This is a genomic window from Bradyrhizobium sp. Mp27 (assembly GCF_029953005.1).
GTDB lineage: Bacteria > Pseudomonadota > Alphaproteobacteria > Rhizobiales > Xanthobacteraceae > Bradyrhizobium > Bradyrhizobium barranii.
Genome location: NZ_JASAUS010000014.1, coordinates 49,998 through 71,892, shown reverse-complemented (window position 1 = coordinate 71,892; position 21,895 = coordinate 49,998). Strand labels below are relative to the sequence as shown.

Sequence of the window (21,895 nt, the reverse complement as noted above, 5' to 3'; positions counted from 1 at the left end):
CGGAGCAGCCTTGCGGGGGCCGCCGCCAGCGGCAACCCATTGACCCCCTAAGGACTTCTATGGCCTAGTCCGCCGTCTTTAGACGGCCGAATCCACGAAAACCCAACGATTCCATGACCTCCGAACGCTACAACGCCCGCGACGCCGAACCGCGCTGGCAAGCCGCCTGGGACCAGCAGGCGATCTTCGTCTCCAAGAACGACGACTCGCGGCCGAAATACTACGTGCTGGAGATGTTCCCCTACCCATCCGGGCGCATCCATATCGGCCATGTCCGCAATTACACGCTCGGCGACGTGCTGGCCCGCTTCATGCGCGCCAAGGGGTTCAACGTCCTGCACCCGATGGGCTGGGACGCCTTCGGCCTGCCGGCCGAGAACGCCGCCATCGAGCGCAAGGTCGCGCCGAAGGCCTGGACCTACGACAACATCGCCGCGATGAAGAAGCAGCTCCGCTCGATCGGGCTGTCGCTGGACTGGTCGCGCGAATTCGCGACCTGCGACCCCAGCTACTACAAGCATCAGCAGAAGATGTTTTTGGACATGCTCGCCGCCGGCCTGGCCGAGCGTGAGAAGCGCAAGCTCAACTGGGATCCGGTCGACATGACCGTGCTCGCCAACGAGCAGGTGATCGACGGCCGCGGCTGGCGCTCGGGTGCCGTTGTCGAACAACGGGAAATGAGCCAGTGGGTCTTCAAGATCACGAAGTACTCGCAGGAGCTGCTGTCGGCGCTGGATGGGCTCGACCGCTGGCCCGACAAGGTGCGGCTGATGCAGCGCAACTGGATCGGGCGCTCCGAGGGCCTGCTGGTCCGCTTCGCGCTGGATCAGGCGACGACGCCCGCCGGCGAGAGCGAGCTGAAGATCTTTACGACGCGCCCGGACACCCTGTTCGGCGCCAAATTCATGGCGATCTCGTCGGATCATCCGCTGGCGCAGGCAGCCGCCGCGAAGAACCCGAAGCTTGCCCAGTTCATCGCCGACATCAAGAAGATCGGCACCGCGCAAGAGATCATCGACACCGCGGAAAAGCAGGGTTTTGACACCGGCATCCGCGCGGTGCACCCGTTCGACCCGAGCTGGAAGCTGCCGGTCTATGTCGCGAACTTCGTGCTGATGGAATACGGCACGGGCGCGATCTTCGGCTGCCCCGCGCACGACCAGCGCGACCTCGACTTCGTCAACAAGTACAATCTCGGCAACATTCCGGTGGTGTGCCCCGAGGGCCAGGATCCGAAGACGTTCGTCATCACCGACACCGCCTATGACGGTGACGGCCGCATGATCAATTCGCGCTTCCTCGACGGCATGACCATCGAGCAGGCCAAGGACGAGGTCGCAAAGCGCCTAGAGGGCGAGCTGCGCGGCAACGCGCCGGTTGGCGAGCGTCAGGTCAATTTCCGCCTGCGCGACTGGGGTATTTCACGGCAGCGCTATTGGGGCTGCCCGATTCCGGTGATCCACTGTCCGAAGTGCGACGTGGTGCCCGTGCCGGACGATCAGCTGCCGGTCGTGCTGCCGGAGGATGCGACCTTCGACAGACCGGGCAACGCGCTCGACCATCACCCGACCTGGAAGCACGTCACCTGCCCGAAATGCGGGGCTAAGGCCCAGCGCGAAACCGACACCATGGACACCTTCGTGGATTCGTCCTGGTATTTTGCGCGCTTCACCGATCCCTGGAACGAGAACGCGCCGACGACACCAGCCGTCGCCAACCGGATGCTGCCGGTCGACCAGTATATCGGCGGCGTCGAGCACGCGATCCTGCATCTGCTCTACAGCCGCTTCTTCACCCGCGCGATGAAGGCGACCGGGCACATTGCGCTGGACGAGCCGTTCGCCGGCATGTTCACGCAGGGCATGGTGGTGCACGAGACCTACCAGAAGGCCGACGGCACCTATGTGCAGCCGGCCGAGGTGAAGATCGAGGTCGGCGGCAACGGCCGGCGCGCGACGTTGCTGACGTCAGGCGAAGACATCCAGATCGGTCCGATCGAGAAGATGTCGAAGTCGAAGAAGAACACGGTCGACCCCGACGACATCATCGAGACCTACGGCGCCGACGTCGCCCGCTGGTTCATGCTGTCGGACTCCCCGCCCGACCGCGACGTGATCTGGAGCGACGAGCGCGTCCAGGGCGCCTCGCGCTTCGTGCAGCGGCTGTGGCGGCTGGTGAACGATGCAGTGGAGCTCGGCCAGGCCGCGCCGGCGGATCGTCCGGGCTCGTTCGGCCCGGATGCGACCACCTTGCGCAAGGCCGCCCATGGCGCGCTGGACAAGGTCACCACCGGCATCGAGCGGCTACACTTCAATGTCTGCCTTGCCCATATCCGCGAATTCGCCAATGCGTTTTCGGAGGTGCTCCAGCGCCCCGGCCAGCCCTCACCTGACCTCGCCTGGGCGGTCCGGGAGGCCAGCCAGATCCTGGTCCAGCTGTTCTCCCCGATGATGCCGCATCTGGCCGAGGAGTGCTGGCAGGTTCTGGGCCATAGCGGGCTGGTTTCCGAGGCCGATTGGCCCCAAATCGAACGCGATTTGCTGGTTGAAGACGCCGTGACCCTGGTGGTCCAGGTCAATGGCAAGAAGCGGGGTGAGGTCACAGTTGCAACAGCGGCCCAGAATCCGGAAATCGAGGCTGCCGTTTTGGCCCTCGATGCGGTAAAACTGGCCCTGGACGGCAAGCCCGTCCGCAAGGTGATCATCGTCCCCAAGAGGATCGTGAATGTTGTCGGCTAGGATCCGGATCGCTGCCCGCTTGCTGGCGGTCGCCGCATTGGCGGCGCTGACGGCTGGCTGCTTCCAGCCGATGTATGCCGAGCGTGGTGACGGCACCCCCGGCCTGCGCGAGAAGCTGATGGGGGTCGACCTTCCGCCGATCAACAAGGCCAATGCCTCCCGCGAGGCCCGTGTCGGCGTCGAGGTCCGCAACGCCCTGGCCTTCAAGCTCTACGGCACGGCCACCGGCATGCCGCCGACCCATCGCCTGGAGATTCGCTTCGCGAGCAGCAAAACGTCGCTGATCGTCGATCCCAATACCGGCCTGCCGAACAGTGAAAACTACGGCATCGACGCCCAGTACAATTTGATCGAGGTCGTCAGCGGCAAGTCGGTCATGACCGGCACGACGTTCGCGCGCGTGTCCTATGACATGCCCGGCTCCTACCAGCGCTTTGCCCGCAACCGGGCCCTTCGCGATGCCGAGGATCGTGCCGCCAACGAGATCGCCGAGAACATCAACACTCGCCTCGCCTCGTTCTTCATCGCCGGCACTTAAGTCATCCCCGTCATTCCGGAGCGCCCGCAGGGCGGATCCGGAATCCAGAGATTATTGATCGAGATTCTCAGGCGCGCAATTGCGCGCCGTAGTTCGCGCTTCGTGCGCCCTGGAATGACAGTCAGGTCCGATGGTCGCGCTGCGCGGAAAAGAGATCGACGCCTTCCTCGCCCGTCCCGACGGGGGCCGACCGATCATCCTGCTCTACGGTCCCGATGCCGGCCTCGTGCGCGAGCGCGCCGATGCACTGATTGCCTCGGCCGTCGACGACCCCAACGATCCCTTCTCGCTCGTCAAGCTCGACGGCGACGAACTCTCCGCCGAGCCGTCGCGGCTCGTCGATGAAGCCATGACGGTGCCGTTATTCGGCGGCCGCCGCGCCATCCGCGTCCGCGCCGGCTCGCGCAGCTTTGCCAGCGGGATCGATACGCTAGCGGAGATGGGCGTGAGGGATTGCCGCATCGTGATCGAGGCCGGCGAGCTGCGCCCGGAATCGCCGCTGCGCAAGGCCTGCGAGAAGGCCAAGACGGCCGTGGCGATCGGCTGCTATCCCGACACCGAGCGCGACCTTGCCAAGCTGATGGACGACGAGCTCCGCATCGCCAATCTGCGCATCGCGCAGGATGCCCGCGCGGCGCTGATGTCATTCCTCGGCGGCGACCGCCAGGCCTCGCGCAATGAGCTGCGCAAGCTGACGCTCTATGCGCATGGCAAAGGCGAGATCACGCTGGATGATGTGATGTCCGTCGTTGCCGATGCGTCCGAGCTGAAACTCGATCCGATCGTCGACGGCGCCTTCGCCGGCCGGCCCGACATCGTCGAGACCGAATTTGCGAAGGCCATGATCGCCGGCACCTATCCCGGCGTGATCATCTCCGCCGCGCAGCGCCAGGCCGCGTGGCTGCACAAATCTGCGCTCGCGATCGCCGACGGCCAGCCTGCCTCCGCCGTGCTCGAGGGCGGCTATCCGCGCCTGCATTTTTCGCGAAAGCCGGCGGTCGAAACGGCGCTGCGCAATTTCAGCGTGGCGCGGCTCGCCGCAATCATCGAGCAGCTCGCGACCGCCGCGCTCGACACCCGCAAGCAATCGACGCTAGCCGCCGCCATCGCCCAGCGCACGCTGATGGCCATCGCCGCGAATGCGAAGCGGCGCGGCTGAGGCACCGCTCTCTCCACCTCATTGCGAGGAGCGCAAGCGACGAAGCAATCCAGAGTCCCTCCGCGGAAAGAATCTGGATTGCTTCGCTTCGCTCGCAATGACGATGTGGAAACAGATGCGCGCCAAATACCCGGTGTCGTCCCCGCGAACGCGGGGACCCATAACCCCAGGGAGAAGTTTGGCGAAGACTCGCAGTCCGGTACTGCGACAGATCCAATCGAGAGATCACGCGGTATGGGTCCCCGCGAACGCGGGGACGACACTGAGGGCTAGGTCTACAGCGCGCCCTTCGCGAGCCGCTTCATCACCTCGTCGAGCTGATCGAGGTTGCGGTAGTTGATCTGGACGGAGCCGCCGGGGTCGCGGTGATTGACCGTGACCTTGAGGCCGAGCGCATCGCTGACGCGCTTTTCGAGATCGATCGTATCAGGGTCCTTTTCCTTCCCACCGGTGCTGCGCGCCTTCTGCGGCTTGCGCTCCGGCACACCCTCTTCATGCGCGAGCGCCTCGGCCTGGCGGACGTTGAGGCCTTCCGCGACGATGCGCCTGGCTGATGCGAGCGGATCGGGCACGCCGATCAGCGCACGGGCGTGGCCGGCGGTCAGCTCGCCGCTCGTGATCAAGGCCTGCACTTCGGCCGGCAGTTTCGTCAGCCGCATCATGTTGGCGATGTGGCTGCGGCTCTTGCCGACGACCTTTGCGATGTCGTCCTGGCTGCGTTTGAACTCGTTGGCGAGCGCGTGATAGCCGAGCGCCTCTTCCATCGGGTTGAGGTCTTCGCGCTGCACGTTTTCGACGATCGCGAACTCCAGCGCATCGCTGTCGCTGATGTCGACCGGCACGATTGGCACTTCGTGCAGGCCGGCCATCTGCGATGCGCGCCAGCGCCGTTCGCCGGCGATGATCTCGAAGCGATCCTGCGCGCCCTTCACCGGACGCACGACGATCGGCTGGATCACGCCGTGCTGCCTGATCGAATCAGAGAGCTCCTTGAGCTCCGTTTCCGAAAAGGCGCGGCGCGGGTTGCGCGGATTGGGCTTGATGAATTCGATCGGTACCTTGCGCTGCGCGCGCGGACGATCGACATGCTGAGCCTCGCCGCCGACATCACCGATCAGACTTGCAAGACCCCGGCCCAGTCGCGAACGCGCTTCGTCGGCCATCGCCAGCTCCCTTGGATTCACGGTGCAACACTCCAGAACTGAATTATCGTAGGGTGGGCAAAGCGAAGCGTGCCCACCAGTTGTGTGTAGAAGATGCTGGGCACGGCGAAGACGCCTTTGCCCACCCTACGGCAGCGTCAATGCGTGGTGCGCAGCTCGCGCTCGCGCTGGATCACTTCGGTGGCGAGCCGCAAGTAAGCTTCGCTGCCGACACATTTGAGATCGTAGACCAGGACCGGCTTGCCGTAGGACGGCGCTTCCGAGATGCGCACGTTGCGCGGGATCATGGTCTTGTAGACCTTCTCGCCCATGAACTGACGGACGTCGGCGACGACCTGGTTCGAGAGGTTGTTGCGCGAGTCGAACATGGTCAGCACGATGCCGTGGATCGACAGGGTCGGATTGAGCGTCGAGCGCACCTGCTCCACCGTCTGCAGCAATTGCGACAGACCTTCGAGCGCGAAGAACTCGCACTGCAGCGGCACCAGGATCGCATCGGAGGCGGCCATCGCGTTCACCGTGAGCAGGTTGAGCGAGGGCGGGCAGTCGATCAGCACATAGGTGTAGTCGGCGTCGGGCGAGACGTTGTTGTTGAGCGCGCCGATGGCGTCACGGAGCTTGAACGCGCGGCCGGGCGTGGTACCGAGCTCGAGCTCGAGGCCGGAGAGATCCATGGTCGAGGGTGCGATGTGCAGCCGCGGCACCGCGGTCGAGACCACGGCTTCGCGCAAGCTCGATTCACCGATCAGCACGTCATAGGTCGAGCAGGAGCGGTTACGGCGATCGATGCCGAGGCCGGTCGAAGCGTTGCCCTGCGGATCGAGATCGACGATCAGGACGCGCTCGCCGATCGCAGCGAGTGCCGTACCAAGATTGATCGCCGTGGTTGTTTTTCCCACGCCGCCCTTCTGATTCGCCAGCGCCAGGATGCGCGGGTGGCCCTGCGGGACCTCAGCGGCCTGTTCTTGGGTGGTCTGTTCTTGGGCAGTCTGTTCTTGCTCGGGTTCGTCAATCACGCTCATCGCAAATTCCCCACTCGACCCCTGAACGCCTCAGCCGCGTCGCTCGACGGACGTCAGCTCGACGATCCAACCGTCGCCGGTACGGCTTTGGTGAAGCTGCGGCTGAATATTCCAATATTTAGCGGCTTCGGTCAATTCAGCCTCTACATCTTGCCCCTTCGGAAACAACGCTTTTGCACCTTGGCGCATCAGCGGCTCCGCAAAGCCGATGAGTTGATGTAGCGGAGCGAGCGCACGCGCGGTGACGCAATCGACGGGGCCGGTGATTCTATCCACATTATCCCCGATCTCAGCGAGATGTACGACCCCCGGAGATGTGGTGACGCGGACTGCTTCGCGCAGAAAGGCCGCCTTCTTGGCGATTCGCTCGACGAGATGGACGCTGGCGCCAGGCGTCCCGGCCATGGCACAGGCGAGGACGATTCCGGGAAAGCCGCCGCCGCTGCCGAGGTCGGCCCAGCGTTTGGCCGAAGGGGCGAGATCGACGAGCTGGAGCGAGTCGGCGATGTGCCGGGTCCAGAGCTGCGGCAGGGTCGAGGGCGCCACCAGATTGGTCTTGGCCTGCCACTCCCGGAGCAGCGCGATGTAGCGGTCGAGTCGTTCCTCGGTTTCACGTGAAACGGGGGCGAGCCTGAGCGCTGCGAGCTTGTCCGCTGCGATGATGGCGTCCAGCGACCGATCATTGGCGCTGGCCTTGTCGATCTTCGGTTTGATCGGCGTCGACTCGGATCGACGGCTCGCGCCCTCACCTGCCGATGGTTTCCCTGATGACGATCTGCCGCCCGGCCCGCGCTGTTTCACGTGAAACGCCTATGCGATCGCCTTTGAGGTCTTCCGCGCCTCGCGCCGGAGGTAGGCCGCGAGGATGCCGAGCGCCGCCGGCGTCATGCCGTCGATCCGGCCAGCCTGGCCGACGGTGAACGGCCGCGCCTTCTCCAGCTTGGCCCGCACCTCATTGGAAAGACCGGGGACCTGCTGGTAATCGACGTCCGACAGCACCATCCCCTCGTCTCGCCTGAAAGCTTCGACGTCGGCGCTCTGGCGCTCGAGATAGACGTCGTACTTCGCGTCGATCTCCAGATGGGTGGCAATGACTGGGTCGATCGCCGACAGCTCCGGCCAGATAGTCTGGACCTGGCTCCAGCCGATATCAGGATAGGCCATCAACTCGAAGGCCGAACGGCGCTGGCCGTCCCGGTTCAGGGACAGGCCGTGCTTGATCGCCTCGTTCGGGGTGATGGTCAGGGACTTCGACAGCGCCCTGGCCGCATTCAAGGCGTCCATCTTGGCGCGATGATGCTGCGTCCGGGCGCTCCCGACGCATCCGAGCGCAATCCCCTTCTCGGTGAGGCGCTGATCGGCGTTGTCGGCGCGCAGGGTGAGCCGGTACTCGGCGCGCGAGGTGAACATCCGATAGGGTTCGCTGATCCCGCGGGTGACGAGGTCATCGATCATCACGCCGAGATAACCATCGGCACGGTCGAACACGGTCAGGGCGGCGCCGCTCGCGGCCAAAGCCGCGTTCAGGCCGGCCACGATACCCTGCCCGGCAGCTTCCTCGTATCCGGTGGTGCCGTTGATCTGACCCGCCAGGAACAGGCCGCGCAGCCGCTTGGTCTGGAGGGTCGGATCGAGCTCGCGGGGATCGATGTGGTCGTATTCGATGGCGTAGCCTGGGCGGACCATCTTCACCTGCTCCAGGCCAGGAATGCTGGCGAGGATCGCGAGTTGGACCTCCTCCGGCAGCGAGGTCGAGATGCCGTTGGGATAGACGGTGCTATCGTCGAGCCCCTCGGGCTCCAGGAAGATCTGATGGCCGTCGCGGTCGCCAAAGCGGACGATCTTGTCCTCGATCGAGGGACAGTAGCGCGGTCCGGAGCTCTTGATCCGCCCAGAGTACATCGGCGAGCGATGGACGTTGGCCCGGATCACCTCATGGGTCGCGGGCGTAGTCCGGGTGATCCCGCACTGGATCTGCGGCGTCGTGATCCGCTCGGTCATCACCGAGAACGGCTCCGGCGGCTCGTCTCCGGGCTGCATCTCGACCGCGGACCAGTCGATCGTGGTGCCGTCCAGACGCGGCGGAGTGCCGGTCTTGAGCCGTCCAAGGGTGAAGCCTGCCCGCTCAAAGGAGGCGGAAAGACCCATCGCCGGGGCTTCGCCGACCCGGCCAGCGGGCCAGTTCTTCTCGCCAAGGTGGATCAGACCGCGGAGGAAGGTGCCGGTGGTGACGACGACAGCCCCTGCCCGAAGCTCGCGGCCATCCGCCAGGCGTAGTCCGGTCACCCGGCCTTCGACCACGATCAGCTCGTCTGCCTCGCCCTCGATGACGGAAAGACCTTCGGTGTCCCGGATCGCGGCCTGCATGGCTGCGGCATAGAGCTTCCGGTCGGCCTGAGCCCGGGGACCGCGGACAGCCGGACCCTTGCGGCGATTGAGGACGCGGAATTGGATGCCGCCGGCATCGCCGACTCGGCCCATCAGGCCATCGAGCGCATCGACCTCGCGGACCAGATGGCCCTTGCCCAGACCGCCAATGGCGGGGTTGCAGGACATCGCGCCGACGGTGGAGAAACGGTGCGTCACCAGAGCGGTCGTCGCACCCATCCGGGCGGAAGCAGCCGCGGCCTCACAGCCGGCGTGGCCGCCGCCAATCACGATGACGTCGAAACTCTCTCGCTCTGTTCGCATGGGCGGACTTCTATCTCAGAGGTGGACAAGCCGGAAGTAGAAACTGGGTGAGGCGGTTGTTTCACGTGAAACGGTGCGGCCAGGGAGGCGATGCGCATTTTCGCGAAAACAACCCCATGCACAGTAGAAGGGGCATTGAGAGGACCGCTGTTTCACGTGAAACAAGATGGGTCTGACCGGGAGAGAACTCCTGGCGAGATCTCGCACGGCTCTGGACGCGGGTAGAGCGGGCACAAGCGATCGGTCTACTCCGTCATCCGCGAACGCAGCGAAGCAATCCAGAATCCCTCCGTGGAGGCCGTCTGGATTGCTTCGTCGCAAGGGCTCGTCGCAATGACGAAACTGGGGGACGGCCACCGGCCACGACCCTCACTGCCCTTCAGGCGATCAGGCCGTGCGCACGAACACTGAGACCGAGGCGGGCCACTCGCCCCGCTGTTTCACGTGAAACAGGCCGGAGCCTGCAAGCACGCGTTCCGCGTGAACTGGACCGGAACCCATCCCGCTGCTGCTTCACGTGAGACGCAAGGAGCGGGACAAGCTTGTAGCCCGGATGGAGCGCAGCGAAATCCGGGAAAGGTGTTCCGGCTGAGACGCCGTCCCCGGATTGCGCTTCGCTTCATCCGGGCTACGAAACGAGGCCTCGTTTCACTGAAATGCAAGGATCGGAGGAAGCGCTAGTTCTACAATGAAGAACTAGTCCTACTTTCCAATGCAGAATTTCTGGAAGATGGCCCCGAGGACGTCCTCGACGTCGACCCGGCCCAACAGACGACCCAAGGCATAGGCCGCAGCACGCAGCTCTTCGGCGGCAAGCTCTTCGCCGTCTTCTACAAGTTCCAGACTTCGGCGCAAGCTGTCTGAGGCCCGGCGCAACAGATCTCGCTGACGGGCCCGGGTCACCAATGCGCCCTCGGTCGTCCCGAAAAACTCGGCGGCGAATTTCACGAGAGCGTCGATCAAGTCGGGAACCCCGTCCCCCCGGCTCGCCGAGATCCCGAACTCGCCGCCCGGCCCGAATTCCCCCACCTCGCCCAGATCGATCTTGTTGCGGACGATCCAGACCGAGCCGCTTGATTGATCGCACCCGGGGCCGGACTTCACCAGCGATTGCATCGCGCCCGGATCGACGGCGTGCCCACCCTCCACCAGCCACAGCACGAGGTCGGCGGCGTCGGCTCGCGCTCGCGCCCGGCGCACGCCTTCCTTCTCCACGGGATCGTCGGTCTCCCGGATGCCAGCCGTGTCGATCACCGTGACCGGGTAGCCGTCGAGATCGAGCTGCACCTCGATCACGTCGCGCGTGGTGCCGGCGTAGGGCGAGACAATCGCGACCTCGCGGCGCGCCAGCTGATTGATCAGCGTCGACTTGCCGACATTCGGCTCACCCGCGATCGCAACCACCAGACCGTCGCGCAGGCGCTCAGAATGTCCCTGTGCCGCAAGGACCTTTGTGATTTCGTCATGCAGTGCTTTGATCGCTTTCACCGCCGGCGCCCTCAGCTCGGCCGGTACATCGCCCTCGTCGGAAAAATCGATGCCGGCCTCGATCAGCGCCGACGCCTCGATGATGCGCTCGCGCCAGTCGCGCGCGCGATCGCCGAGCAGGCCCTGCAACTGGCGCAGCGCCTGGCGGCGCTGGCGATCGGTATCGGCGTGGATGAGATCGTCGAGACCCTCAGCTTCGGTGAGATCGAGCTTGCCGTTCTCGAACGCACGCCGCGTGAACTCGCCGGGCTCGGCCGCACGCGTATTCGGAATATTAGAAATCGCGGCGAGCAGTGCCGCGAGCACCGCGCGGCCGCCATGGACGTGAAATTCGGCGACGTCCTCGCCGGTCGCGCTGCCCGGCCCCGGAAACCAGAGCACGACCGCGTCGTCGATCGCCTGGCCCGTGCCATCGCGGAGAAGCCTGCGGCTGGCCTGTCTCGGCGCCGGCTGCCTCCCCGCCAGCGTCGTCAGCGCGAGCCTCGCTTGCGATCCGGAGACCCGCACCACAGCGATCGCGCTCGGCGCACGGCCGGACGACAGCGCAAAGATGGTCTGGTCTCGCGGATGCATGACCTATTTGTCCGGCTGGCGGGGAAAAGGCAAACGGCCCGTTCTCGCAATGCCGGCGCCCCCCTTTTGCTGCGCTCCGGCCCGCAGCAACGGCCATACTGCGATGCATCATAAAGCACAGCATTTTGTTGCAGAGGCGGCCTCGCTCAGGCACCAAATCGTCAGCCAAAGTCAAGCATTACGTAAGTATATCAACTACTTGTGGAAAACCCGGATTTTCCCTTCGCCCCATTGCCATGCTGCACTTCTTCCGCAGCAAAGCCGCACAAAAGAAAAAGGGCGCCCGAAGGCGCCCTCTGATCTCATATTGCACCGCACTCAGGTGTTCATCGAATCGAAGAACTCCGAATTGCTCTTGGTCGAGCGCAGCTTGTCGAGCAGGAAGTCGATCGCGTCCATCGTGCCCATCGGGTTGAGGATCCGGCGGAGCACATACATCTTCTTGAGGACCTGCGTATCAGTGATGAGCTCCTCCTTGCGGGTGCCGGAGCGCGAGATGTCGATCGCCGGGAAGGTGCGCTTGTCCGAGACCTTGCGGTCCAGGATCAGTTCCGAGTTACCGGTGCCCTTGAACTCTTCGAAGATGACTTCGTCCATGCGGCTGCCGGTATCGACCAGCGCGGTCGCGATGATGGTCAGCGAGCCGCCCTCCTCGATGTTGCGGGCAGCACCGAAGAAGCGCTTGGGGCGCTGGAGCGCGTTGGCGTCGACACCGCCGGTCAGCACCTTGCCGGATGACGGCACCACGGTGTTGTAGGCGCGGCCGAGGCGGGTGATCGAATCGAGCAGGATCACGACGTCGCGACCATGTTCGACCAGCCGTTTTGCTTTTTCGATCACCATCTCGGCGACCTGGACGTGACGCACCGCCGGCTCGTCGAAGGTCGACGACACGACCTCGCCCTTCACCGAGCGCTGCATGTCCGTGACTTCTTCCGGACGCTCGTCGATCAGAAGCACGATCAGATAGCATTCCGGATGATTGTGCGTGATCGAGTGCGCGATGTTCTGCATCAGCACGGTTTTACCCGTGCGCGGCGGCGCGACGATCAGCGCGCGCTGGCCCTTGCCGATCGGCGCGACGATGTCGATCACCCTTGCAGAAAGGTCTTTCCGCGTCGGATCGTCGATTTCCATGCGGAAACGCTGATTCGGAAACAGCGGCGTGAGGTTGTCGAAATTGACCTTGTGCTTGGCCTTTTCCGGGTCCTCGAAATTGAGTGTGTTGACCTTCAGCAGCGCGAAATAGCGCTCGCCCTCTTTCGGGCTGCGAATGTGGCCTTCGATGGTGTCGCCGGTGCGCAGGCCGAAACGGCGGATCTGCGAGGGCGAAACGTAGATGTCGTCCGGACCCGGCAGATAATTCGCATCGGGCGAGCGGAGGAATCCGAAACCATCGGAGAGCACCTCGACGACGCCTTCGCCGACGATGTCGGTTTCGGCGAGCGCAAGCTGCTTGAGAATGGCAAACAACAGCTCCTGCTTGCGCATGGTGCTGGCATTCTCGACCCCATTCTCTTCCGCGAACGAGACGAGCTCGGCCGGCGTCTTCGACTTGAGGTCCTGGAGTTTAATTTCCCGCATTGGGGTGGTCCTGTGGGGTAACCTTGGGAGGGGGTGCGAGGAGGCTCGGAAATGCGGACGTGAGAAGGTAAGGTCCGCAGGTCTGGCAAGGAGAGTGCCGATGAGGCTTCAAACCTGATGCGGTGTCCGGCCTCTGGAAAGCTCAGACAAAACCACATCCGCCTGCGTTGGGTGGGATATCGCTAATATAGAAAATCGCTCCTCACTCCGCAAGCCGAAGCGCTGAGCGATTCATCGCAAGCGTTGCCTAGAACGGCTTCACGATCACCATGATGACGATCAAAATCATCAGAGCGGTCGGCACCTCGTTGATAATGCGATAGAATTTCTGGCTACGCGGACGCCGGTCGGCGGCGAAATCCTTGCACCAGCGTGAAAAAAAGCCGTGGACCCCTGACATCGCCAGGACCAGTGCCAGTTTTACGTGCAGCCAGCCGAACGAGAACCAGTGGCCGGACCAGGCGAGATAGAGCCCGGCAAGCCATGTGACGATCATGGCGGGGTTGATGATCGCCTTGAGCAGCCGGCGTTCCATCACCTTGAACGTTTCCGACTGCTTCGAGCCGATCTCGGCCTCGGAGTGATAAACGAACAGCCGCGGCAGATAGAGCATGCCCGCCATCCAGGAGATGACGGCGATCACATGCAGCGCCTTGATCCAGAGGTAGACGTCTTCGAACATTTTCTGCGCCCGGCTTTCTGTCCAGCGTAGGGAACGCTGGGGATAGTAAGAACTCGTTAAGGTCTCACCTTGCACACTTATCCGTCCATAGGGCCTTCCTCAAATCTAGAATCTTAGATTCTTAAGGTTTGAGTCTATGTGACCGTGAATTGGACTCACACAATTCTGTCCGCACGTTCACGCGCGCTTGTTCACATCCATCAACATATCCCTGACGCCTCCGGCGGCTTCCGATAAGTCGGCCAGCTTCAAAGGCTTGCGCGCTTCTGTCGGCAGCTTATCAAAGGGGTTGTCCGCGCAATCCCGTTCCCCTCTCGGCAGGGCGCCGAACTTGTTCCGATGGGCAGTGGTGTGAAGAAAATTGGCACTTGTCCCGCCCCTGGTGTCGCGCAAGCCTTTCCGAGGGGTTAAGGTCCACAGAAATCCACAAACCACACCGCCTCCATACAAAGGGCTTTTGTGCCGACCTCGAACAATTATTTCCATCTCCACCTGGTCTCCGACTCCACCGGAGAGACACTGATCACCGTCGCGCGCGCCGTCGCGGCGCAGTACGCCAACGTCACCCCGGTCGAGCATGTCTATCCCCTGGTGCGCAGCCAGAAGCAGCTCGATCGCGTGCTCGACGAGATCGAGGAGGCACCGGGGATCGTGCTGTTCACGCTGCTGGAGAAGGATCTGGTCTCCCGGCTCGAGGACAAGTGCAAGCAGATCAACGTTCCGAGCCTGTCGATCATCGGGCCCGTGATGCAGTTGTTCGAAGCCTATCTCGGTGCCGCGACCACGGGCCGCGTCGGCGCCCAGCACGTCCTCAATGCGGAATATTTCAAGCGCATCGACGCGCTGAACTACACGATGATCCACGATGACGGCCAGCATGTCGAAGGCCTCGACGATGCCGACGTGGTGCTCGTCGGTGTCTCACGCACCTCCAAGACACCGACGTCGATCTATCTGGCCAATCGCGGCATCCGCACCGCCAACGTGCCATTGGTTCCGGGCATTCCGGTGCCGGCACAATTGGAGACCCTGACGCGACCACTGGTGGTGAGCCTGCATGCGACGCCTGAACGCCTGATCCAGGTGCGCCAGAACCGCCTGCTCTCGATGGGTGCCGATACCAGCGGCGACACCTACACCGACAGGCAGGCGGTCGCCGACGAGGTCGCATTCGCGCGCAAGCTGAGCGCCAAGCACGATTGGCCGCTGCTCGACGTGACGCGGCGATCGATCGAGGAAACCGCCGCGGCGATCATGAAGCTCTACAGTGATCGCCAGCGCAACCGGCCCACGGGATAGTTTCGGCGATGTCTCTCTGGCGCGGCGAAACTCCGTTGATACTGGCCTCGCAGAGCAGCGCGCGAAAGATGCTGCTGGCCAGTGCCGGACTGGAGTTCAAGGCGATTACGGCCGATATCGACGAGCGCGGCATTCAGGCCGCCTCGAAACTTTCAAGCCCGCATGACATCGCCCTGCTGCTGGCGCGCGAGAAGGCCAAGGCGGTCTCGGCCGGTCATCCGGGGAGCTATGTGATCGGTGCCGACCAGACCCTGGCTCTCGGCGAGCGTCTCTTCAACAAGCCCGCAGGCCGCGCACAGGCGATGGCGCAACTGCTCGACCTCGCCGGCAGAAGCCACGCGCTGAATTCCGCGGTGGCGGTGGCGCGAGATGGCAAGATCGTTTTCGAGGATGTTTCGGTGGCCCGCATGACCATGCGGCCGATGACCGAGACGGAGCTTTCCGCCTATCTCGACGCCGCCGGCGATGCGGTGACGACCAGCGTCGGCGCCTATCAGCTCGAAGGTCTCGGCAGCCATCTGTTCGAGCGCATCGAAGGTGACCATTTCACCATTCTCGGGCTGCCGCTGCTGCCGTTGCTTGCGTTCCTGCGGCGCGAACGGCTAGTTGCGGTGTGAATGACAGAGATGGCTGCGCGCTGATGCGGATCCTTGGACTGACCGGCTCGATCGGGATGGGAAAATCCACCACCGCCAAATTGTTCGCGGAGGCCGGCGTGCCCGTCTACGACGCCGATGCTGCCGTCCACCAGCTCTACGAGGGCGAGGCCGCGCCCGCGATCGAGGCCGCCTTTCCCGGCACCACCGCGAACGGCAAGGTCGATCGCCCAAAACTGTCCGCGCGCGTCGTGCATGATCCGGCCGCGATCAAGCAGCTCGAGCAGATCGTCCATCCGATGCTCGGCGCCTCCCGGCAAAAATTCTTCGCCGATGCGGAAGCAGCCAAGGCGCCCGTCGTGGTCCTGGATATCCCGCTGCTGTTCGAAACCGGCGGCGAGAAGCGGGTCGACGCCGTCGTCGTGGTGTCGACCTCGCCGGAACTCCAGCGCAAGCGTGTGCTGGAGCGCGGCACGATGGACGAGGCCAAGCTCGACGCGATCATCGCCAAGCAGACGCCGGATGCCGAGAAGCGCAAGCGGGCCGATTTCGTAGTGGATACGTCACACGGACTTGAACCCGTGCGCGCCCAAATCACGCACATTCTGGCCGAGGTCGTTAAGATGCCGCAGCGGCGAGCCTGATTCGCCCGTTCACACGGCCTCTTGATCATGCGTGAAATCGTTCTCGACACCGAAACCACCGGCCTCGATCCGCTCCGCGGCGATCGCCTGGTCGAAATCGGCTGCGTCGAGATTTTCAACCGCATGCCGACGGGCCAGACGTATCACGTCTATATCAATCCCGAACGGGATATGCCGGCGGAAGCCTTTGCGGTGCACGGGCTGTCGGCCGAGTTCCTGTCGACCAAGCCGCTATTCCACGAGGTCGTCGATGCGTTTCTGGAGTTCATCGGCGATGCGCCGCTGGTGATCCATAACGCTTCGTTTGACATCGGCTTCATCAACGCCGAGCTCGACAAAGTAAAACGCGTCGCGATCCCGCGCGAGCGGCTGGTCGATACGCTACTGTTGGCGCGGCGCAAGCATCCGGGCGTGTCGAACCGGCTCGACGATCTCTGCTCGCGCTATTCGATCGACAATTCACACCGCACCAAGCACGGCGCGCTGCTCGACGCCGAGTTGCTCGCCGAAGTCTATGTCGATCTGGTCGGGGCGCGACAATCGCAGTTGCTCCTCGCTTCGGAAGGCGAGGACATTCGCATCAATGCGGCTGGCGATGCGCCGCGGCGGCAGCGGACCGTGCCGCTCGCGCCGCGGATTTCCGATGCCGAGCGCGAGGCCCATCGGGCCTTCATCGCAACGCTCGGTGACAAGGCGATCTGGAACGAGTTCCTGCCCGCTCCAGCCGCCCCTCCGGCTGTTTAGGCCTGACCGCTCGTCTGCTGAGCGGCCATTTGCCGCTCCATGTTCTGACGATAGAGACCGACGAAATCGACCGGATCGAGCATCAGGGGCGGGAACCCGCCGTCGCGCACGGCGGTCGCGATGATCTCGCGGGCGAACGGGAACAGCAGACGCGGGCATTCGATCATGACCAGCGGATGCAAATTCTCCTTCGGCACATTGGTGATGCGGAACACGCCGGCATAGGCAAGCTCGAACGAGAACATGATCTTACCGGCGGTCTCGGCCTTGCCCTCGACCGACAGCGTCACCTCGAACTCGGTTTCGCTGAGATTGATGGCGCTGACATTGATCTGGATGTTGATCTGGGGCGGCTGGCCCTGCTGCTGGAGCGAGGTCGGCGCGTTCGGATTCTCGAACGAAAGGTCCTTGATATATTGCGCCAGAACGTTGAGCTGGGCCGCCTGGGCCGCCTCGGGAGGGGTGCCGTTGCCGTTGGTCATGAGTGTCTCTCCTTACCCGATTTGGGCTGAATTTCGCGGCGGTTGGCTAACATAGGGCCGCCTCACTCCACAAGGACGAACGGCCCCGGATCGGGTATCCGCGCCGCCCCCGCAATTGTGACGTTCACCCGGCCCTCCTGACGAAATCGCGCGTTAAACGATTGAAGATGCGCGATTTCCGGGCAGGATCGGGTTTCCCCTTAGGCATAAAACGCGCTACACTCGGCGCTGTGCCAAAAGGCGCCATTGGCCGGGCAAGATTTCGTGCCTACATCCCACGGACCAGACCGCGGACGTAAAATGGTGATGTAGACTTGCCGTTCCCGTATGGAACGGTCTACTGGCCGGATTGATTTTCCCGGCGACGGCCCCCTTCTAGAGAAGACCAGAAAGCGAATACCACGTGGACATCTACACCATCATCTTCCTGGCGCTGGCGGTCTTCATCTTTCTGAGGCTGCGCAGCGTGCTGGGACAGCGGACGGGTAACGAGCGGCCGCCGTTCGACCGCACCGCCGCCCGCAATGCGCTGGGGGGTGCCCAGGACAAGAACGTCGTGACCATGCCGGGCAAGGTGATCGACCAGGCTCCGCTGGCGCCGACCGCCGAGCCGGCCCCGCCCTCCGACCGCTGGAAGGGTCTGACCGAGCCGGGCACCGCGCTCGCCCAGGGTCTCGACGCCATCGTCGACAAGGATTCCACCTTCGACCCGCGCCATTTCATCTCGGGCGCTCGCGGAGCTTATGAGATGATCGTGCTGGCCTTTGCCAATGGCGACCGCCGCGCGCTGCGCGACCTGCTGTCGTCGGAGGTCTATGACAGCTTCGACGCCGCCATCAAGGAACGCGAGAAGAATGAGCAGAAGACCGAGACGCGTTTCGTCTCGATCGACAAGGCCGAGCTCGTCGGCGCCGAGCTGCGCGACCGCACGGCTCAGCTCACCATACGATTCGTCTCGCAGATGATCTCGGCCACCCGCGACAAGAGCGGCAATATCGTCGACGGAAGTGCGGACACGGTCGCCGACATCACCGACATCTGGACCTTCGCCCGCGATATCACCTCTCGCGATCCAAACTGGAAGCTGGTTGGCACCGGAAGCGCGAATTAAGAATTTCCTCAAGAACAGCGCGACGGCGCTTTGCGCAGGTGCCGTCGTGCTGTCGTCGTTTTCGCTCGGCGCCGAGGCGGCGCGGCGTCACTATCGCAGCCATCACCATCATCTCCCGGCACTCCCCGCCACCCCGCCGCGCGCCTTGCCCTATCCGCAGCTCCCACTGCCGTTCGAAATCCCCGGTGCGCAATATCTGCCGCTGACCTGGGCGGACGTGAAAGGCTGGAGCGACGACGACCATCTGGCCGCCTACAAGACGTTCCGCGCGAGCTGCCGGACGATCAACGCGCAGACCGGTGCGGCTGAACCGAAGGCGCTTGGCGGCTCGCTGAGTGAGCCCTGCCGGGCCGCCAAGTCGCTCGAGCTCACCGACGATTCCAAAGCCAGGACCTTCTTCGAGGAGAATTTCGCGCCGCTGCGGATCTCGCGCCTCGGCGAGCCCGACGGTTTCGTCACCGGCTATTACGAACCGGTGCTGGAGGGATCGCGGACGCAGACCGAAATCTTCAACGTGCCGGTCTATCGTCGCCCGTCGAACCTGTTCGTGCGCGGCTACAAGCAGGACTCGGTCAGCCTGCCCAACAAGGGCCCGGTCTACCTCAAGATCGGCCGCCGCAAGCTGGTGCCCTATTACGATCGCGGCGAGATCGAGGACGGCAAGATCGCCGGCCGCGGGCTGGAGATCGCCTGGCTGAAGGATCCGACCGATCTGCTGTTCGCCCAGATCCAGGGCTCGGCGCGGATCAAGTTCGACGACGGCGGCACGGTCCGGCTGAATTACGACGCTTATAACGGCTATCCCTACACGGCTGTCGGTCGTGTCCTGATCGAGCGCGGCATCATTCCGAAGGAGGAGATGTCGATGCAGAAGATCAGGGAGTGGATGGCGCAGAACCCCGATGGCGCCAAGGATCTACGCCGCCAGAACCGCTCCTACATCTTCTTCCGCGAGGTCAATCTGTCCGACAAGGAAGAAGCGGTGGGTGCGCAAGGCATTCCGCTGACCGCCGGCCGCTCGATCGCGGTCGACAAGGCGCTGCACGTTTATGGCACGCCGTTCTTCATCGAGGGCGAGCTGCCGATCGATTCCGAACGCTCCAAGACGCCGTTCCACCGGCTGATGATCGCGCAGGACACCGGCTCGGCCATCATCGGTCCCGCGCGCGCCGATCTCTATTTCGGCGCCGGTGCGGATGCCGGCCGCGTCTCGGGACGGCTGCGCCATCCCATGCACTTTGTCATGTTGGTGCCGAAGGGCCTCGATCCCACGGTGCGCGCCGCGCGGCTGCCGGTGCCGGACCCGCGGCCCTCGGAGAAGATCGCAAAACTGTTTCCGCAGACCGATCCTGCCAGGGATTCGACCAAGGATCAGACCAAGCCGGCGGCTCCGGCCGCAGCCGTGGCACAAGGTAAAGGTGAGACAGTCGCCGTTGCCAATCCGGTCCCGTTGCCGGTGCCGCGTCCCGTGATAGAGCCCGTTCAGGAGCCGCGGCGGCCGGTCAAGAATCGTCCCCATCGGCAGCAATGAAGCGATCGTCCCGTCCGCCCGTGCTGGAGCCTCGTCCCTCGCCGCGCCGCCGTGCGTTGAGCGAGGAGGAGCGCGCGCTGTGGGATGCGGTCGCAAAACAGGTCAAGCCGCTGCGGAAGCATCGCGTGGCAAAGACGCACGCCCCGCCGCGCACCGAGCCTTCACCGGCAGCGCCGGTTACGCGATCTGCGCCATCGCCACGGCCGATCGCTGCCGCGCCGGCCGTGCGCGTGGTAAAGCCGGCGATGCCGCCGCTGGCACCGCTGGGCAAGCGCGAGCGCACAAAATTGTCGCGCGGCCGCAGCGAGATCGAGGCGCGGCTCGATCTGCACGGCATGACCCAGATACGCGCCCATCGGGCCCTGACCGGCTTCCTGCATCGCGCCCATGATGACGGCCTGACCTTCGTGCTCGTCATCACCGGCAAGGGACGGAGCGGCGGCGAAAGCGGCGTGCTCCGCCGCCAGGTGCCGGAATGGCTGAGCCTGCCGGAATTCCGCGCCTTCGTCGTCGGCTTCGAGGAGGCGCATATCGGCCACGGCGGCGAGGGCGCGCTCTATGTGCGGATACGCCGAGCGAGGTATTAGAACGGCCGGACGATTCCGACGCGCGGGATCAGCGTGAGGACCAGGCCGAAGATGTTTGTCTTCCGATCCTCCGACGCGATCAGCGGTGCATTGCATTTGGCCGGCAGCATCTTCACCGCGTGCAGGATCAGGAACAGGCAGACTGCCCAGTTCGAGATCCAGCGCGAATAGTCGAACACCATCGCGAACATCACGAGATAGGCGAGGCTGATGCCAATCAGCGCCGCGATGACGAGGCGCCGGTGCAGGTCGTTCGCGAGCGCGCCGATCAGGCCGGCAAAATAGCGCCAGAGTGGCGTGTGCAGCCAGATCAGCAGGGCAAACACCGGCACGCCGAGGATGTTGTGCGGCAGGCGGCCCCAGGTATCCGAAACCTCCTTCGCCAGCGGCTGGTACCAGATGTAGGCGAATTGCAGCAGGTCGGTCCGCGCCGGATCGGCCATCCGGGTCTTCAGATAGGCGACGAAATCCGCTTCCGGGATTGGCATCGTTCCCAGAAATTGCGCCGCGAAGAACAGCGCGCTCACGCCAAGCAACGCGACCAAACCGAACGCGACATTCGCTCTGGTGGCGCCATGCGTGAGGTAGTGCCTGATCACGACGATGGTGATGATCGTCGGCACATACATCAGCAGATGAATGTGGTGGATCAGCACGAGGATGATCGAGAACAGCGCGGCCGTTGCGACGAACAGCAGCGAGCCCGCCGGCATCAGCAGCAGGATGATCGCCAGCGCGCAGCCATAGATGTCGAAATGGCCGAGCGTGTGCATGAAGTTCTTGAGAAAGAACGGCGAGCCCGCGATGAAGACGAACAGCGGCAGCGTCCTCGCGGTGAAGCCGATCGTTTTCTGGAATAGCCTTACGTACAGCCCAAGCGTCACCAGCCACGTCGCCCCGCCGAGCGCAAAGACCAGCCACACCGGCACCTTGTCCGTGAACAGCGCGACGATGGCGCCGATCAGCGCGCGCTTGATGAAGCCGAAATGATAGTCGACGAGGAGGTGGATGTAGGGGACGTAAGGCGGCAGCTGGATCTTGTGGACGAACACGCCGACGATGACCGCCGCGTTGATCGCGAGCAGGAGACGCCAGGGATTTTTCTGAATCTGGGCGATCACGCCGCACCCGAACTGACGCGATCTACCTCCGCCGTCGTCCCGGACAAGCGAGCACAGCGAGCGCAGATCCGGGACCCATAACCACAGGAAGTCGTTCGAGCCGGGATCGTGGTCGCCATCTGTTTCAACAAGAGCCGCTGGT

At 63.9% G+C, this 21,895-nt stretch carries 20 protein-coding genes; 10 read left to right on the top strand and 10 right to left on the bottom strand.

All coding sequences use genetic code 11. The features are described from left to right. Positions 1-113: 113 nt before the first annotated feature. From leuS to holA, 3 genes are all read left to right on the top strand, one after another. Positions 114-2,738: a leucine--tRNA ligase gene (gene leuS / locus QJT78_RS11350; RefSeq protein WP_028150180.1), complete on the top strand. Its 2,625-nt coding sequence runs from the start codon at positions 114-116 to the stop codon at positions 2,736-2,738. Next, the gene (lptE, locus tag QJT78_RS11345; protein WP_028150179.1) at positions 2,725-3,276 is read left to right on the top strand and encodes an LPS assembly lipoprotein LptE; all 552 of its coding nucleotides are present in this window, start codon (positions 2,725-2,727) and stop codon (positions 3,274-3,276) included. Before leuS ends, lptE begins: the two co-directional genes overlap by 14 nt. Before the next feature lie 130 nt (positions 3,277-3,406). Beyond that, on the top strand, positions 3,407-4,435 hold the full coding sequence (gene holA / locus QJT78_RS11340) for a DNA polymerase III subunit delta (protein WP_038952259.1): 1,029 nt from the start codon (positions 3,407-3,409) through the stop codon (positions 4,433-4,435). A gap of 275 nt (positions 4,436-4,710) precedes the next feature. Here the strand turns inward: holA and QJT78_RS11335 are convergent, their stop codons facing one another. The 8 genes from QJT78_RS11335 to QJT78_RS11300 all read right to left on the bottom strand — a co-directional run bounded on the left by QJT78_RS11335 (position 4,711) and on the right by QJT78_RS11300 (position 14,031). Continuing rightward, the gene (locus QJT78_RS11335) at positions 4,711-5,598 is read right to left on the bottom strand and encodes a ParB/RepB/Spo0J family partition protein (protein WP_028150177.1); all 888 of its coding nucleotides are present in this window, start codon (positions 5,596-5,598) and stop codon (positions 4,711-4,713) included. Positions 5,599-5,735: 137 nt separating this feature from the next. Continuing rightward, positions 5,736-6,620 (bottom strand): ParA family protein, encoded by an 885-nt coding sequence (locus QJT78_RS11330; protein ID WP_028150176.1) that lies wholly within the window; start codon positions 6,618-6,620, stop codon positions 5,736-5,738. 30 nt (positions 6,621-6,650) lie between these two features. Further along, positions 6,651-7,421, bottom strand: coding sequence for a 16S rRNA (guanine(527)-N(7))-methyltransferase RsmG (rsmG, locus tag QJT78_RS11325; protein WP_038943475.1), 771 nt, complete (start codon positions 7,419-7,421; stop codon positions 6,651-6,653). 9 nt (positions 7,422-7,430) lie between these two features. Then, a complete protein-coding gene (mnmG, locus tag QJT78_RS11320; RefSeq protein ID WP_038943474.1) occupies positions 7,431-9,311 on the bottom strand; it encodes a tRNA uridine-5-carboxymethylaminomethyl(34) synthesis enzyme MnmG in 1,881 nt (626 codons plus the stop codon). Between the two features lie 702 nt (positions 9,312-10,013). Beyond that, entirely contained in the window at positions 10,014-11,372 is a 1,359-nt protein-coding gene (gene mnmE / locus QJT78_RS11315; protein WP_212490747.1) for a tRNA uridine-5-carboxymethylaminomethyl(34) synthesis GTPase MnmE, read from the bottom strand. 318 nt (positions 11,373-11,690) lie between these two features. Next, positions 11,691-12,956, bottom strand: a complete 1,266-nt coding sequence (gene rho, locus QJT78_RS11310; protein ID WP_014490793.1) for a transcription termination factor Rho — start codon at positions 12,954-12,956, stop codon at positions 11,691-11,693. A 247-nt stretch (positions 12,957-13,203) separates the two neighbouring features. Continuing rightward, the gene (gene hemJ / locus QJT78_RS11305; protein WP_028150172.1) at positions 13,204-13,638 is read right to left on the bottom strand and encodes a protoporphyrinogen oxidase HemJ; all 435 of its coding nucleotides are present in this window, start codon (positions 13,636-13,638) and stop codon (positions 13,204-13,206) included. 177 nt (positions 13,639-13,815) lie between these two features. Next, complete coding sequence (locus QJT78_RS11300; protein ID WP_028150171.1) at positions 13,816-14,031, bottom strand: hypothetical protein; 216 nt, start codon at positions 14,029-14,031, stop codon at positions 13,816-13,818. Positions 14,032-14,097: 66 nt separating this feature from the next. Here QJT78_RS11300 and QJT78_RS11295 point away from each other — a divergent pair, with 66 nt between their 5' ends. The 4 genes from QJT78_RS11295 to dnaQ are packed head-to-tail and all read left to right on the top strand — an operon-like array spanning position 14,098 to position 16,921. Next, the gene (locus tag QJT78_RS11295) at positions 14,098-14,937 is read left to right on the top strand and encodes a pyruvate, water dikinase regulatory protein (RefSeq protein ID WP_028150170.1); all 840 of its coding nucleotides are present in this window, start codon (positions 14,098-14,100) and stop codon (positions 14,935-14,937) included. 8 nt (positions 14,938-14,945) lie between these two features. Further along, positions 14,946-15,554 (top strand): Maf family protein, encoded by a 609-nt coding sequence (locus QJT78_RS11290; protein ID WP_038943471.1) that lies wholly within the window; start codon positions 14,946-14,948, stop codon positions 15,552-15,554. A 23-nt stretch (positions 15,555-15,577) separates the two neighbouring features. Beyond that, the gene (gene coaE, locus QJT78_RS11285; RefSeq protein WP_028150168.1) at positions 15,578-16,177 is read left to right on the top strand and encodes a dephospho-CoA kinase; all 600 of its coding nucleotides are present in this window, start codon (positions 15,578-15,580) and stop codon (positions 16,175-16,177) included. Between the two features lie 27 nt (positions 16,178-16,204). Beyond that, positions 16,205-16,921 (top strand): DNA polymerase III subunit epsilon, encoded by a 717-nt coding sequence (gene dnaQ / locus QJT78_RS11280; RefSeq protein ID WP_028150167.1) that lies wholly within the window; start codon positions 16,205-16,207, stop codon positions 16,919-16,921. Here the strand turns inward: dnaQ and secB are convergent. Beyond that, positions 16,918-17,403: a protein-export chaperone SecB gene (gene secB, locus QJT78_RS11275; RefSeq protein WP_028150166.1), complete on the bottom strand. Its 486-nt coding sequence runs from the start codon at positions 17,401-17,403 to the stop codon at positions 16,918-16,920. The genes dnaQ and secB overlap by 4 nt on opposite strands. A 403-nt stretch (positions 17,404-17,806) precedes the next feature. Here secB and QJT78_RS11270 point away from each other — a divergent pair, with 403 nt between their 5' ends. From QJT78_RS11270 to QJT78_RS11260, 3 genes are read left to right on the top strand one after another with little or no spacing between them, the layout of a single operon-like run. After that, entirely contained in the window at positions 17,807-18,514 is a 708-nt protein-coding gene (locus QJT78_RS11270; protein WP_014490800.1) for a Tim44/TimA family putative adaptor protein, read from the top strand. After that, positions 18,492-20,045, top strand: coding sequence for an MltA domain-containing protein (locus QJT78_RS11265; protein ID WP_028150165.1), 1,554 nt, complete (start codon positions 18,492-18,494; stop codon positions 20,043-20,045). The genes QJT78_RS11270 and QJT78_RS11265 overlap by 23 nt, the downstream gene beginning before the upstream one ends. Then, on the top strand, positions 20,042-20,632 hold the full coding sequence (locus tag QJT78_RS11260; protein ID WP_038943468.1) for a Smr/MutS family protein: 591 nt from the start codon (positions 20,042-20,044) through the stop codon (positions 20,630-20,632). Before QJT78_RS11265 ends, QJT78_RS11260 begins: the two co-directional genes overlap by 4 nt. Here QJT78_RS11260 and QJT78_RS11255 read toward each other — a convergent pair. Continuing rightward, positions 20,629-21,753: a hypothetical protein gene (locus QJT78_RS11255; RefSeq protein WP_028150163.1), complete on the bottom strand. Its 1,125-nt coding sequence runs from the start codon at positions 21,751-21,753 to the stop codon at positions 20,629-20,631. The two genes, QJT78_RS11260 and QJT78_RS11255, sit on opposite strands and share 4 nt — an antisense overlap. Between the last annotated feature and the right edge of the window lie 142 nt (positions 21,754-21,895).